Source organism: Sulfitobacter sp. PM12 (genome assembly GCF_045586035.1).
GTDB classification, from domain to species: Bacteria; Pseudomonadota; Alphaproteobacteria; order Rhodobacterales; family Rhodobacteraceae; genus Sulfitobacter; species Sulfitobacter pontiacus.
The window spans coordinates 1,771,015-1,783,320 of record NZ_CP151529.1 but is presented as its reverse complement, the minus strand read 5'-3'; the positions used below and the strand labels follow the sequence as shown (position 1 = coordinate 1,783,320).

20 protein-coding genes and 1 tRNA gene are annotated in these 12,306 nt (G+C 59.5%); 12 read left to right on the top strand and 9 right to left on the bottom strand.

From position 1 onward, the window contains the following. The first annotated feature begins 111 nt into the window (after window positions 1-111). The 12 genes from AADW22_RS08645 to AADW22_RS08590 all read left to right on the top strand — a co-directional run bounded on the left by AADW22_RS08645 (window position 112) and on the right by AADW22_RS08590 (window position 5,147). Window positions 112-594 carry a hypothetical protein gene (locus tag AADW22_RS08645; protein WP_407473488.1) on the top strand — a complete coding sequence of 161 codons (483 nt, stop codon included), beginning with the start codon at window positions 112-114 and terminating at the stop codon, window positions 592-594. Then, entirely contained in the window at window positions 591-1,016 is a 426-nt protein-coding gene (locus AADW22_RS08640) for a hypothetical protein (protein ID WP_407473487.1), read from the top strand. The genes AADW22_RS08645 and AADW22_RS08640 overlap by 4 nt, the downstream gene beginning before the upstream one ends. After that, window positions 1,013-1,348 (top strand): Ref family recombination enhancement nuclease, encoded by a 336-nt coding sequence (locus AADW22_RS08635; RefSeq protein WP_407473486.1) that lies wholly within the window; start codon window positions 1,013-1,015, stop codon window positions 1,346-1,348. The genes AADW22_RS08640 and AADW22_RS08635 overlap by 4 nt, the downstream gene beginning before the upstream one ends. Before the next feature lie 13 nt (window positions 1,349-1,361). After that, window positions 1,362-1,910 carry a YfbR-like 5'-deoxynucleotidase gene (locus AADW22_RS08630; protein ID WP_407473485.1) on the top strand — a complete coding sequence of 183 codons (549 nt, stop codon included), beginning with the start codon at window positions 1,362-1,364 and terminating at the stop codon, window positions 1,908-1,910. Window positions 1,911-1,975: 65 nt separating this feature from the next. Continuing rightward, window positions 1,976-2,251 (top strand): ASCH domain-containing protein, encoded by a 276-nt coding sequence (locus tag AADW22_RS08625; RefSeq protein ID WP_407473484.1) that lies wholly within the window; start codon window positions 1,976-1,978, stop codon window positions 2,249-2,251. A 107-nt stretch (window positions 2,252-2,358) separates the two neighbouring features. Beyond that, a complete protein-coding gene (locus AADW22_RS08620; RefSeq protein WP_407473483.1) occupies window positions 2,359-2,604 on the top strand; it encodes a hypothetical protein in 246 nt (81 codons plus the stop codon). Further along, window positions 2,601-2,930: a hypothetical protein gene (locus tag AADW22_RS08615; RefSeq protein ID WP_407473482.1), complete on the top strand. Its 330-nt coding sequence runs from the start codon at window positions 2,601-2,603 to the stop codon at window positions 2,928-2,930. The genes AADW22_RS08620 and AADW22_RS08615 overlap by 4 nt, the downstream gene beginning before the upstream one ends. Next, entirely contained in the window at window positions 2,927-3,412 is a 486-nt protein-coding gene (locus AADW22_RS08610; protein ID WP_407473481.1) for a hypothetical protein, read from the top strand. The genes AADW22_RS08615 and AADW22_RS08610 overlap by 4 nt, the downstream gene beginning before the upstream one ends. After that, a complete protein-coding gene (locus AADW22_RS08605) occupies window positions 3,405-3,773 on the top strand; it encodes a hypothetical protein (protein WP_407473480.1) in 369 nt (122 codons plus the stop codon). Before AADW22_RS08610 ends, AADW22_RS08605 begins: the two co-directional genes overlap by 8 nt. Further along, on the top strand, window positions 3,770-3,928 hold the full coding sequence (locus tag AADW22_RS08600; RefSeq protein WP_407473479.1) for a hypothetical protein: 159 nt from the start codon (window positions 3,770-3,772) through the stop codon (window positions 3,926-3,928). Before AADW22_RS08605 ends, AADW22_RS08600 begins: the two co-directional genes overlap by 4 nt. Further along, a complete protein-coding gene (locus tag AADW22_RS08595) occupies window positions 3,925-4,137 on the top strand; it encodes a hypothetical protein (RefSeq protein WP_348033319.1) in 213 nt (70 codons plus the stop codon). The genes AADW22_RS08600 and AADW22_RS08595 overlap by 4 nt, the downstream gene beginning before the upstream one ends. Continuing rightward, window positions 4,116-5,147: a tyrosine-type recombinase/integrase gene (locus AADW22_RS08590; RefSeq protein ID WP_407473478.1), complete on the top strand. Its 1,032-nt coding sequence runs from the start codon at window positions 4,116-4,118 to the stop codon at window positions 5,145-5,147. The genes AADW22_RS08595 and AADW22_RS08590 overlap by 22 nt, the downstream gene beginning before the upstream one ends. A 24-nt stretch (window positions 5,148-5,171) precedes the next feature. On the opposite strand, the gene AADW22_RS08585 is transcribed toward AADW22_RS08590, so the two are convergent. From AADW22_RS08585 to sufB, 9 genes are all read right to left on the bottom strand, one after another. Beyond that, window positions 5,172-5,248 (bottom strand) — tRNA-Arg (locus AADW22_RS08585). A gap of 58 nt (window positions 5,249-5,306) precedes the next feature. Next, entirely contained in the window at window positions 5,307-6,527 is a 1,221-nt protein-coding gene (locus AADW22_RS08580) for a cysteine desulfurase (protein WP_037966480.1), read from the bottom strand. Beyond that, window positions 6,520-7,119: a Yip1 family protein gene (locus AADW22_RS08575; protein WP_407473477.1), complete on the bottom strand. Its 600-nt coding sequence runs from the start codon at window positions 7,117-7,119 to the stop codon at window positions 6,520-6,522. Before AADW22_RS08575 ends, AADW22_RS08580 begins: the two co-directional genes overlap by 8 nt. Then, window positions 7,116-7,601 carry a hypothetical protein gene (locus AADW22_RS08570; protein WP_009826920.1) on the bottom strand — a complete coding sequence of 162 codons (486 nt, stop codon included), beginning with the start codon at window positions 7,599-7,601 and terminating at the stop codon, window positions 7,116-7,118. The genes AADW22_RS08575 and AADW22_RS08570 overlap by 4 nt, the downstream gene beginning before the upstream one ends. Continuing rightward, a complete protein-coding gene (gene sufD / locus AADW22_RS08565) occupies window positions 7,601-8,884 on the bottom strand; it encodes a Fe-S cluster assembly protein SufD (RefSeq protein ID WP_407473476.1) in 1,284 nt (427 codons plus the stop codon). Before sufD ends, AADW22_RS08570 begins: the two co-directional genes overlap by 1 nt. Beyond that, the gene (gene sufC, locus AADW22_RS08560) at window positions 8,884-9,639 is read right to left on the bottom strand and encodes a Fe-S cluster assembly ATPase SufC (RefSeq protein WP_005853235.1); all 756 of its coding nucleotides are present in this window, start codon (window positions 9,637-9,639) and stop codon (window positions 8,884-8,886) included. The genes sufD and sufC overlap by 1 nt, the downstream gene beginning before the upstream one ends. A 91-nt stretch (window positions 9,640-9,730) precedes the next feature. Beyond that, complete coding sequence (locus AADW22_RS08555; protein ID WP_407473475.1) at window positions 9,731-10,537, bottom strand: polysaccharide pyruvyl transferase family protein; 807 nt, start codon at window positions 10,535-10,537, stop codon at window positions 9,731-9,733. A 31-nt stretch (window positions 10,538-10,568) separates the two neighbouring features. Beyond that, window positions 10,569-10,760, bottom strand: a complete 192-nt coding sequence (locus AADW22_RS08550) for a hypothetical protein (RefSeq protein ID WP_005853232.1) — start codon at window positions 10,758-10,760, stop codon at window positions 10,569-10,571. Window positions 10,761-10,765: 5 nt separating this feature from the next. Then, window positions 10,766-12,304, bottom strand: coding sequence for a Fe-S cluster assembly protein SufB (sufB, locus tag AADW22_RS08545; RefSeq protein WP_005853229.1), 1,539 nt, complete (start codon window positions 12,302-12,304; stop codon window positions 10,766-10,768). Window positions 12,305-12,306: the final 2 nt, after the last annotated feature.

The window sequence follows — 12,306 nt, the reverse complement described above, 5'->3', positions numbered from 1 at the left end:
CCTTCACCAGCCTGAGCGACCTTGCAGGCTGGTGGACCAACAGCATCGCGTATCCGTATCAGCGCGACCCCGACATCATTGCAGCGAAAGACAAGCGGAAAGGACAGCTAGATGGCACCTAGAGTAATCATTCTGACCGGCGACATGCAGCGCACCCAAGCGAAATGCGTAGTCGATCAAGCGCCAGCGGGCGCGGTCCTCACGGTCACGCAGAAAGCCGAAATGCGCACCAACGCGCAGAACCGCCTTGTGCATCGCTGGTTCGCAGATATCGCCCGCCACCATTCGTTTGGCGAGAGCGAAGCGGATATCAAGGCAGAGTGCAACCTCATGTTCGGTCGTCCTATCCTGAGCCGCGACGACCCTGAATGGGAAAGCGTGTTCGGCTACATCTTCGACGCGCTGAACAAGCCGTCAAAGCTGAAAGCCATACGCGTGCTTGACGTGCCGTTCACCCGCCGCATGGGGGTCAAGCAGCTTACAGAATATATGGATCAGATGTCCCGTTTTTACGCAGAGCAAGGCGTGATCCTGACGGACCCCGACGCCCGCCGCTATGAGCAGGATATGCAGCAAGAGGGGGCGCGGGCATGATCTGCACGCACCCACATGGCGACACAGTAAACGGGCACTGGCTTTGCGGAAAATGCTACGCGAAACTTTCAGAGCGCCCAAAGACCTACAAGACCGTCCGAACCCCAATTGCTTCGCTGCGGCAAGAGGACAGCCCGCCGCCCGCGCGGTATCGGCAGGACGTGTTTCCCGCGCCGATCAGTACAGACGAGAACGGCATGACCCTATCCGCGTTTATTGAGGCTATGGCAAAGCGCTTGATCGCCCTAACGCGGGGAGGCTTCACCAAGCCTGACGCTATAGATTACGCCATCGACCTGCTGCGGGGGTTTGAGGAGCCGTTTGGCAACCCCGAATTGGACTGGTCGCACGCTGGGGCTTGGGAAATGGTCAATGAGGACGTGCAGTATTGGGACCACGACGGCGCGGGGTCAAACGCATGAACCAGATATCCCCCCGTGGCCCGCTTGGCCTCAAGGTGCCGAAGCTATCCGCTGCCGAGATCCGCGAGGGCAAAGAGTGGATGCGCCGCGTTAAGGAACTGCCCTGCTGCATCTGCTACAAGCACGGCCCGTCAGACGCACACCACGTCATTCATGGCCGCTACGGGACGCGCAAGGCACCGGACAAAGACACGATCCCGCTTTGCAAAGAGCATCACCAAGACGGCCCCGAAGCGATCCACAACGGCAAAGCGACGTGGATGGAAAAGCACGGGCCGGATTACAGCTACCTGCCTTGGGTCGCGGCCCAGCTTGGCGAAGTCGATTATTGAAAAGGAAAACCCCATGAATAGCCCGCAGACAGTACGCCGTATAATCGGACCAACTATACTTCTTTCAAACGCTGAGTACTTTGACTTCGACGCGCCTGTTTTTGGCCCCGATGTAGTTGAGGTGATCGCCCACTCCCTAGCCATGCAGTGCCGCTTTACCGGTCATTGCAGCCGCTTCTATTCGGTTGCAGAGCACTCAGTACATGCCAGCCATATCGTCCCACCTGAACTTTCACTGATTGCCCTGCTGCACGACGGGGCGGAAGCGTTTTGCGGTGATATGGCAAAGCCCCTGAAAGAGATGCTGCCAGAATACAAGGCAATCGAAGAACGGATTGAAGCCGCGCTATTTCAGCACCTCGGAATTGAATTACCCCTTCCGAGTGAAATTAAAACCGCTGACAGAGCAATGCTTGCCGTTGAACAGGGGCGGGCAATGGGGAATGCGGATGGCTGGCATTACACGCATGGCGTTAGCGCGGCGCGGGTCGAGCTACAGTTCTGGACGCCGGATGAAGCCAAATCCCAGTTTCTGGCACGATACGAAAGCCTGACCCAGTAACCCCAAGCCCGTCGATCCGCGCCACCTCCACATGAGGGGATCGGCGGGCAACATAGGAGAGAGCAATGACGACGCTACACCTGCCCTTGAAGGGCGAATACTTCGACCAGATCAAGAGCGGCGAGAAGGTCGAGGAATACCGGCTGACCACTCCCTTCTGGGCCAAGCGGATCGAAGGCCGAGAATATGACGGCATCGAACTAGCCAAGGGATACCCCTCGAAAGGCGACACCAGCCGACGCATTTCCCGCCCGTGGCGCGGTTATCGGAAGACGACAATCACACACCCGCATTTTGGCCCCGATCCGGTCGAGGTCTATGCAATCCGCGTAAATCCATAGGAGAGAGCAATGAGCAAGCTGCTTAACCGCATCCAAGCGCTGTTTGCCAGCGGATGCACCAGAGACTGCAATCAGGGCCGCGAGTGCCCGCTACGGAAGGCTAAGCAATGACATACGACGACATGATCCTGCGCGGTCCAGACGAGCCGCATCAGATCGGCACCGAAGATGGCGACACCTGCGGGCGCTACCCTGAGCCTGACGAGGACGAGCCACGCGGGTACAAGCGCAAGCCGTGCGGCGGAGAAATGCGGTATCACAAAGACACAAGCTGCACCTGCCATGAAAGCAACCCGTGCCGTGACTGTATGGCCGAACCCCTCACCTGTGGCACCTGCGGAGAAGAAGCATGACGCCAGACGAACAGACAGTAGAGCGGTACAGCGTTGAGCCTTGGGATATACGCCGCGCCGATATGAAGCCCGATCCAGAGGGCCAATACGTTCGGTATGACGACCACTGCGCCGCTATCGCCGCCATGAAAGAAGCGGGGATGGATCGCCTCGTAGCAGAGGGGCAGCGATGTGACGCTATCGCCAGCGCCCGCAATGACGCGCTGCGCGAGGCGGCAGGGGTGTGCCAAGAATACAGCAAAGACCACGGTGCGGGGATGTTCGACGTCCACTCTGCGGAATGTGAGCGCCGTATCCTCGCCCTAATCAAGGAACCCGTGACATGACCACATGGACCGAAGCCCAGATCGACCGCCACTTGCACCTGTGGGAGCATAGGCACGGGCCAGACAGCCCGGAGGCGGGGATTGTGCGGCAGTTGCGGGCGGAACGGGATAGGCAATACGATCAGAATGCTGATTTTATAGTGCGGGTGGCTAAACTTGAGGCCGTGACGCCAAAAACCCTACCTAACCGCGTAATGGTTTGGCACAGCAACCCTGCGCTCGACCACACAGGCACATGGGCCACCACCCGCTACCCGGACAACGCCGTCGTTTACGTTCCCGAAGATGTGGAAATGCAGCCAACAGTATTGGACGAAACATCACCAAGGGCGGCTATCGGTGAAATCGGAAACCAGATTCATAATTTGGCTTGTGAATTTCAGCATAACGAAGATTTAGCCGAAAAACTAGAACGCCTAGCCTGTGAACTATGGCGTGTTGCACAGACCCTACCCACCACACAGGAGACACCCCATGAGTGACCGAGACACCAAAGCCAAGGAATACGACGCCGTTGTGTCAGGCCTGCGGGACGAGCCGTGCGCGTTTAAGCGTCAGTGCTTCCGCGATGGGTGGGACGCTGCGATTGGATCGCTGCCGGATATGGTGCGCCCGCTGGAGTGGCTAGGTGGGGGGAATCGCCATCATGCCGGGAATTACGTGATTGAGGATATCAGCACCCCACGGCGAGAAATCCGACGGTTGCTGCACGCGTCATTCGGCACAACCTACTTGGCCGACTTTGGAGGTGATCGCCCCCTCGAAGCCGCCAAAGCCTTCGCGCAGAAACACTACGCAGCGCAATCCGTTTCGGCCTTCGGGGTGCAGGGAGGGGAGGCATGATGGACACGTTTATGTTTATCGTATGGTTTGGCGGTATGTTTGCGCGGCCTGACGCCAAGGTCGGCTTCACCCGCCGCCTGACATGGCCGCTCGACTTCGGCGCATATCTTTTCGCGCTGGTATTGGACTATGAGAAAAAGAGGGGCGCAGAATGAGCCAAGCACGACTAATGAAGATCCACGACGCAGCAACCTACCTTGGCATGAGTGTAACCAAGCTGAAATCCAAGGGCCTGCCCGTCCGGCGCGACGGCGGCAACGTCCTCTATGACCGCCTGGACCTTGACGACTACGCGGACAACCTGCCGTATGACGGTAAACAGCAATCGGAGGGCGTAGAGGAATGGCAAAAGGCGTTCGACTAAAGGGCATCAAGGTTGTCACAAAGCCCAACGGCAAGCGGTATGTTTACCGCCGCGTCAGAGGGCAATTCGTGTCATTGCCGGACCTGCCTGAGAACCACCCCGACTTTCTGCGGGCCTATGTCGATGCCGAGCACTACGCCCCGACAGACGGGACGCTTGCCAGCACGATCAAGCTATTCATTGCCTCGAACGACTTCAAACAGCGCAAGGAAAGCACCCGCAAGGTATGGCGGCGAAGGCTTGAGAAGATCGCAATGCAGTATGGCAGTTCGCCTATCGACAAGCTGACGACCGATCTAGTGAACAAGGCTATTCGCAAGGTATCCCCCGGCGCACAGCGGGGAGAGCGGACAATCTGGCGGGCTATCTTTGCTTTTGCGCAATCTGAGTTCCTGCGCAGCGACAACCCCGCCAAAGACGCCATGATCGGGAAAACGAAGGCCACACCGCACGGCACATGGACGCCGGAGGACGTTGCCACCTTCCGCGCCCGTTGGCCTATCGGAACGCCAGAGCGCCAAGCCTTCGAGGTGATCTACTGGACCGCTGCGCGTTGCGTGGATGCCGCCGTGATAGGCTGGCAGCACGTTAGCGACGGCGTGCTGGAATTTGTGCAAGAAAAGACAGGGGGCACAGCCGTTGTGCCGATCACCGCGCCCGTTGCGCCATATTTGGAGGCTGACCGGCGCTTGTTCCTGGAAGCTGCGTCACCTGACCTGCTATTCATCCTCACCACCACAGGCAAGGGCCGATCTGTCAAAGCTCTGAGCCAGTTCGTAAGCCGTGCCGCCCGCGATGCTGGCCTAGATAGCCGCACCGCCCACGGATTGCGCCGCGCCCGCGCCGTGATCCTTGCTGAGAATGGCTGGACGCCCCACCAAATCGGGGCATGGACGGGGCATGAATCTTTGGCCGAGGTCAGCCATTACACGCGCGATGCGAACAAACGGAGCATGGTTGTTGGCAACCACGTTGGAAACTCCGGCAATGTGAAGCGGTTTCCGTCATAAAAATAAGGGGTGTGAAGGCGTTTATGGCGGACCCTAGAGGATTCGAACCTCTGGCCTCTGCCTTCGGAGGGCAGCGCTCTATCCAGCTGAGCTAAGGGTCCATCTAGGGGCGGTATAGCCAGACTACCCGCCCCCTGCAATTACAAAATCAGCCTTGGGTCACGCAAACAAATCATGCGCCAGTTCAAGCGCCTCGATCAGCGTGTCGATCTCGGCATTGGTGTTGTACATCCCGAAGGACGCGCGGCAGGTGGCGGTCTGGCCCAGATGCTGCATCAGCGGCCCGCAACAATGCTGACCCGCACGTACCGCCACGCCCTTTTTATCAAGAATGGTAGAGATATCATGCGCATGCGCCGCCCCGTCCAGCGTAAAGCTGAAGATCGCGGCCTTGTCCGGCGTGGTGCCCTGCACCTGCACCCAGTTCAGCCCCGACAGACGCGACACGGCATAATCGCGCAAGGATGCTTCATGGGCGGCGATATTCTGCATCCCGATGTTCATCATATAATCCAGCGCCACGCCCATGCCGATGGTCTGCACGATGCCGGGGGTGCCCGCCTCGAACTTCATCGGGGCATCGTTATAGGTGATGCCGTCTTTGGTGACCTCGCGGATCATATCGCCGCCACCCAGAAACGGGCGCATCTCGGCCATGCGATCGGGGTTGATATAAATCGCGCCGGACCCCGAGGGACCATAAAGCTTGTGACCGGTGATCGCGTAGAAATCGCAGCCGATATCCTGCACGTCCACAGGCATGTGCACCGCCGCCTGCGACCCGTCAACCAAGACGGGCACGCCTTTGGCATGAGCCCCTGCGGTGATCGCCTTGACGTCCACCACCGTGCCCAGAACATTCGACACTTGCGTCACGGCAATGAGCTTGGTCTTGGGGGTGATGGCGTCGATCACGGCTTGCGGATCAAGCGCGCCAGAGGCGTCCACATCGACCCATTTGATCACGACGCCCTGACGCTCGCGCAGGAAATGCCACGGCACGATATTGGCGTGATGCTCCATCACCGACAGGATGATCTCGTCCCCCGCCTGCAGGTTCGGCATGGCCCAACCGTAAGCGACCAGATTGATCCCCTCTGTCGTGCCGGAGGTAAAGACGATGTGATCCTCGTTTCCCGCGTTCAGGAACCGCGCCACGGTGCCGCGCACGGATTCATACTGATCGGTTGCCAGATTAGAAAGATAGTGCAAGCCGCGGTGAACATTGGAATATTCATGGCTGTACGAGCGGCTGATCGCATCAATCACGACCTGCGGCTTTTGGGCCGAGGCCCCATTGTCGAGATAGACCAGCGGCTTGCCGTTCACCTCGCGCGACAGGATCGGAAAGTCGCTGCGGATGGTGTTTACGTCATACATCAAGAAGCACTCCTTGGGCGGCAACGCCCACGATAGAGAGAAGCAGGCTGAGCCCCAGAACGATGGCCGCCATAGAAATTAGCAAAACGCCGACAGCCTTGCCCAGTCCGGTAAAGTTAAAGGCGGCGGCGATGAAGTTGACCAATATCCAAAGCCCGATCAGGCCCGTCGCCAAGGATGCCAGCACCGACACCCCCGGAGAGATGAACATCAGCAGGAAAATCGCCACCTGCGCGATGATGCGCAGGACCTGCAAGAACACCACCAGCGCCAGCACATCGCCAAGGTCGCCTTCGCCCCCAAGCGCACGACCGGCCCAGTAAAGCCCGTGGGTCGTGATCACCAGGACGCCCGAGAGCAGGACAAACATCGCCAGCGGACTGGTAAAGAACGCAGGCATCGCGGGCGTCGGTTGCAGCACAAGACTGACCGAGAAGATCAACGTATTGATCGCCGCCGCCAGCGCCAGCGCGGTCCACAGCACGTCCCGCCCTAGGCGCCACCCCATGATCTGGTTCGCGGCAGCACGCGGGTCACGCAGGCTAAGCACGACCAGCTCGGTCAGAACCGATCTTGTTTCAGGGCCATTCATGAGCGTGTCCGATATGCGACCAGCAACCCGCTGATCCAGAACCATAAAAACACGCAAAGCCAGATCAGCCCGACGATGCGCAATTCGATCCCTTCGCCGACGAACCCTGCCGTCAGCCCGTGCAACAGCACAAGCGGGCTGGACGCCAGCAAGGCCCAGAAAAGCGCCAGACGCGTGCTATAGCCGCTGGGGCGACCGCGCATCACCTTGAGGATGATCTGCGTCCCCGCCGCCAGCATGTAGAAAATCAACGGCGCGATGAACAGCCATGCCAGCAGGGTCGCCCCCAGCAGCATGTCAAGCTCGGTGCCGTTGACATGGGCTTCGCGGGCCAGACGCGGCGTCTGGGCCACGAAAAAGATGAGACACGCGACCATCAGATAGACCAGGTTGCGATCCTCCCGCGGGCCCTGCCCCAACAACCGCCGCACAACGGCGGCGGGGTTGCGGTAGCTGGCCACGATATCGCGTGTCGCCGCCATCAGGCTGCGTGCCGCTCAAGCCACGCGGCAAGCCGTGCGGTGATCTCTTCGCGCAGGGTCTCGTCCTCGATCTCTTCCACGGCCTCGGCCAGGAAGGACAAGGTCAGCAGATCCGTCGCGACGTTATGCGGCACACCGCGCGAGCGTAGATAGAACAGCGCGTCCTCATCGATCGCCCCAGAAGTGGAGCCATGCGAACAGGCCACGTCATCGGCGTAGATCTCAAGCTCTGGCTTGGCGAGGAACTGACTGTCATCGTCCAGCAGCAACGACTGGCTGATCTGGTAGCCATCGGTCTTTTGCGCGTCGGCCTTGACCAGGATCTTCCCTTGGAACACACCGGTCGCCCCGTTGCGCAGCACCTTCTTGAACACCTGACGGCTTTCGCAGTTCACCGCGTCATGGGTGATGAACACCGTGTCGTCGTGGTGGAAATCCGCACCATCACCGACACAGGCCCCCGCCACATGGGCGGCAGCATCGTCACCCGTCAGCTCGATCACGCAATCGTTGCGCGTCATCACGCCATTGGCGGTCAGGGTAAAGGATTTGAACGCGGATTCAGTCCCCAAACGGGTAAAGATATGGGTCGCGGCACGTTGTTCGTGATCGCGGCCTTGGGCGCGCACATGGTGGAAAGACGCGTTATCCGCGACTTCAACCTCAAGCACGCCGTTAAAGCGCGCGGCGACGGGGCCGTTCTCCAGCAGCGTGAATTCAGCGCCGGCGTCCAGCTTGACGACGTGGTGCAGCATGACATCCGCTGTCTCGGAGGTCCGGCGATAAACGATATTCACCGGCTTGGAGACTTTGTCCTTCACATGGATCAGCACACCATCGGCGGCAAAAGCCGTGTTCAGCGCCGCCAAGGGCCGTGCCACAGGTGTCTGGCCGTTCTTTTCCAGCGTCCCGTAAAGATCACGCGCCCAATGCAGATCGGCATCCGCTTGGGCCAGCCGTTCGATGGTGATGCCCTCAAGCGCCAGATCGTCCGACGCATCGGCATCAAACACACCGTCGACGAACACCAGCTTCAGCCGGTCGATCTGATCAAACAGGGCCACGTCTTCGGACGCGCGCACCGCGGCAGAGATCGCCTGCGGCTGGGTCAGCGTATCAGGGCGGGTGTATTTCCAGTATTCGTCACGACGCTCGGGCAGACCTGCCTGTTGCAGACGGGACAACGCATCCTTGCGCGCCGCATCGGACCAGCCCCCTTGGGGCAGGTCCAACGTGGCGATCAACGCCTCGGTCGGGGTTTGTTGTGTCGCTGCTTCGGCCATTACGCCACCTCGGACAGGATGTCGGCATACCCGTTGTTCTCGACTTCCAGCGCCAGCTCTGGACCGCCGGTCTTGATGATACGGCCATCTGCCATGATGTGCACCACATCGGGTTTGATGTGGTCCAGCAGACGCTGGTAGTGCGTAATCACAAGGAAACCACGGCCTTCGGTGCGCAGCGCGTTCACGCCATCAGCAACCAGTTTCATCGCATCGACGTCCAGACCGGAGTCCGTTTCGTCAAGGATGCACATTTTTGGCTCAAGCATCGCCATCTGCAAGATCTCGTTACGCTTCTTCTCACCACCCGAGAAGCCCATGTTCACGGGGCGCTTCAGCATGTCGGCGTCGATCTTCAGCTCTTTGGCGCGGGCGCGCACAACCTTGAGGAATTCCGCCGCAGACATCTCTTCTTCGCCACGGGCCTTGCGCTGCGCATTCACAGCGGTGCGCAAGAAAGTCATGTTGCCAACGCCGGGGATTTCAACGGGATACTGAAAGGCGAGGAACAGGCCAGCGGCCGCGCGCTCTTCCGGCTCAAGGTCCAGCAAGTCGATGTCACCCAGATGGGCGGAGCCTTCGGTGACCTCGTAGCCGTCTTTGCCCGACAGCACATAGGACAGCGTGGATTTACCGGACCCGTTCGGCCCCATGATCGCGTGGACCTTACCGGCTTCGACTTCCAGATCGACACCCTTCAGGATTTGCTTGTCTTCTTCTTCCAGTTTGACCTTCAGGCCTTTGATGCTCAGCATGATGGGTTCCTTTTCTTGCGCTTTGGCGCTGCAATGACAGTGAATTGAGTGAATGAAAACCCCGTCGCGGGGCCGTCATCGGTGTAAGATTTCATGCCGCCCTCCCCGCCTGTAAGGCTTTGGGAAAACGGTCATAAAGAGCGGTGCGGCAGGCATCTATGCCCGCCTGATAGGAAAGCGGTGACAGCGGGTCGGGCAGAACCGCCGTCGGGATGTCCTCGACGTTGATCGGGGCCCGCAGGGGCCGGCCGACCGAGGCCGCGTAATCCAGATATTTCAAGCGCGACTGCCCGATAGGGGCCAGCCAGCTGTTGGGCACGCCGTAGGCATCGGCCACGATCAACCCGTGCAAGGAAGACGCAAACACGTGATCACAGGCGGCAATCGCCGCGCAGACATCCTGCGCTTGCCCGCGCGGGTCAATCAGCTGATACCGCGTGTCACTGGCGATCAAAGCCTGCAACACAGGGTCATCCACCAGCGAATGATGTGGCACGATGCCGATCTTGCCATTGGGCGCGCGGTCTTGCGGCCACACGGCGTTGATCAACAGACCGGGATCGCCAAACTCCGACATTTCCAACCCCAGCAGCGCGGCAGTGATCGGCCCACGGACCAAGGCGATATCTACGTGATCGACAAACCCCGTCCCCTGCACCGGATGCAACAGGCCCGCCCCCCAGATCACCGGACGGTGATCCTGCGGCTCGCTAAAGTTGCGCTTGACCACCTGCAAAAGCGACCCGATGGCCCAGACCTCCGCCTTGCGCACACCGGCATGCTCCACAGGCCGGCCCGCGACATGGGCGAGCACCACAGGGCTGAGGGCGTCCCCGAAATTCGGGACCGCCTTCCACCAGTGCAGGCGCAAGGGAGTAGTATCCGCCGATGCCTGCATCAGAGCGCTGCGCCTTTGATCCCTACGGTGATCATTCGCCATCCCCCTTGCGCAGCACCAATAGGGCCACACGGATCGCAGCGTAGATCATCGCAAAGATCAGCATCTGGAAGAACGTGTTCTCGAAGGCGACGAGCGTCAGCCCGCCCCCGCGAAACAGCGCCATCAGCACCCAGAAAACGAGCGCGGCAATGGTCACATCCCATGTCAGCTTGCGCATCATCGTGATTACCCCACGGACCCTTCAAGCGAGATCGCAACCAGCGCCTGCGCTTCCATCGCGAACTCCATCGGCAGCGCCTGAAGCACGTCTTTACAGAAGCCGTTCACGACCAGGGCAACCGCCTCTTCCTCGTCCATGCCGCGCGAACGGCAGTAGAACAGCTGATCGTCGTCTACCTTTGATGTGGTCGCCTCGTGCTCCACCCGGCTGCTGTTATTCTTGACTTCGATGTAAGGCACCGTGTGGGCCCCGCATTTGTCGCCGATCAACAAGCTGTCGCACTGGGTATAATTGCGCGATTCCTTGGCTTTGGGGTGCATGGTCACCAAGCCGCGATAGGTATTCTGCGCCTTGCCCGCCGAAATCCCCTTGGACACGATGCGCGATTTGGTGCGCTTGCCCAGGTGGATCATCTTGGTGCCGGTGTCGGCCTGCTGCATGTTGTTGGCGATGGCGATGGAATAGAACTCACCCTGGCTGTCGTCGCCGCGCAGAATGCAGGACGGATATTTCCACGTCACGGCAGAGCCGGTTTCGACCTGCGTCCACATCACCTTGGCACGGTCGCCACGGCAGTCTGCACGCTTGGTCACAAAGTTGTAGATCCCGCCCTTGCCGTCTTCATCACCGGGGTACCAGTTCTGAACGGTCGAATATTTCACCTCGGCGTCTTCCTCGATGATGATTTCAACCACCGCGGCGTGCAACTGGCTCTCGTCGCGCTGCGGCGCGGTACAGCCTTCAAGGTAGGACACATAGGACCCCTTGTCGGCGATGATCAGCGTGCGTTCAAACTGACCGGTGTTTTCGGCGTTGATGCGGAAATAGGTCGACAGCTCCATCGGGCAGCGCACGCCCGGCGGCACATACACGAACGACCCATCGGAAAAGACGGCCGAGTTCAGCGTCGCATAGAAGTTGTCATTCACCGGCACGACCGAACCAAGGTATTTCTTGACCAACTCGGGGTGTTCGCGGATCGCCTCGGAGATAGAGCAGAAGATCACACCCGCCTTTTTCAGCTCGTCCTGGAAGGTGGTCCCGACCGAAACAGAGTCAAAAACCGCATCCACAGCCACCTTGCGGGGCTCGTCGCCAATCTTCTCTGCGCCTTCGACGCCTGCCAGAATCGCCTGCTCTTTCAAAGGGATACCCAGCTTCTTGTAGGTCTCCAGCAGCTTGGGATCGACGTCATCCAGGCTCTTGGGTTTTTCCGCCATCGATTTCGGACGCGCATAGTAATACTGCTGCTGAAAGTCGATTTCCGGATAGTCGACCATCGCCCAGTTCGGCTCTTTCTTGGTCAGCCAGCGTTCATAGGCGGCCAGACGCCATTCCAGCATCCATTCGGGTTCTTCGTTCTTCTCCGAGATCAGCTTGACGATATCGGCGTTCAGACCCAATGGGGCATAGTCCATCTCGATATCTGTGGACCACCCGTATTTATAGGCACCGCCGACTTCGCGCACGGCATCCACGGTTTCCTGATCAACGCCCTCTTTAACGCCGGTGTTCGGGTCGTCCTTGACCAAAGTGCTATCCATGC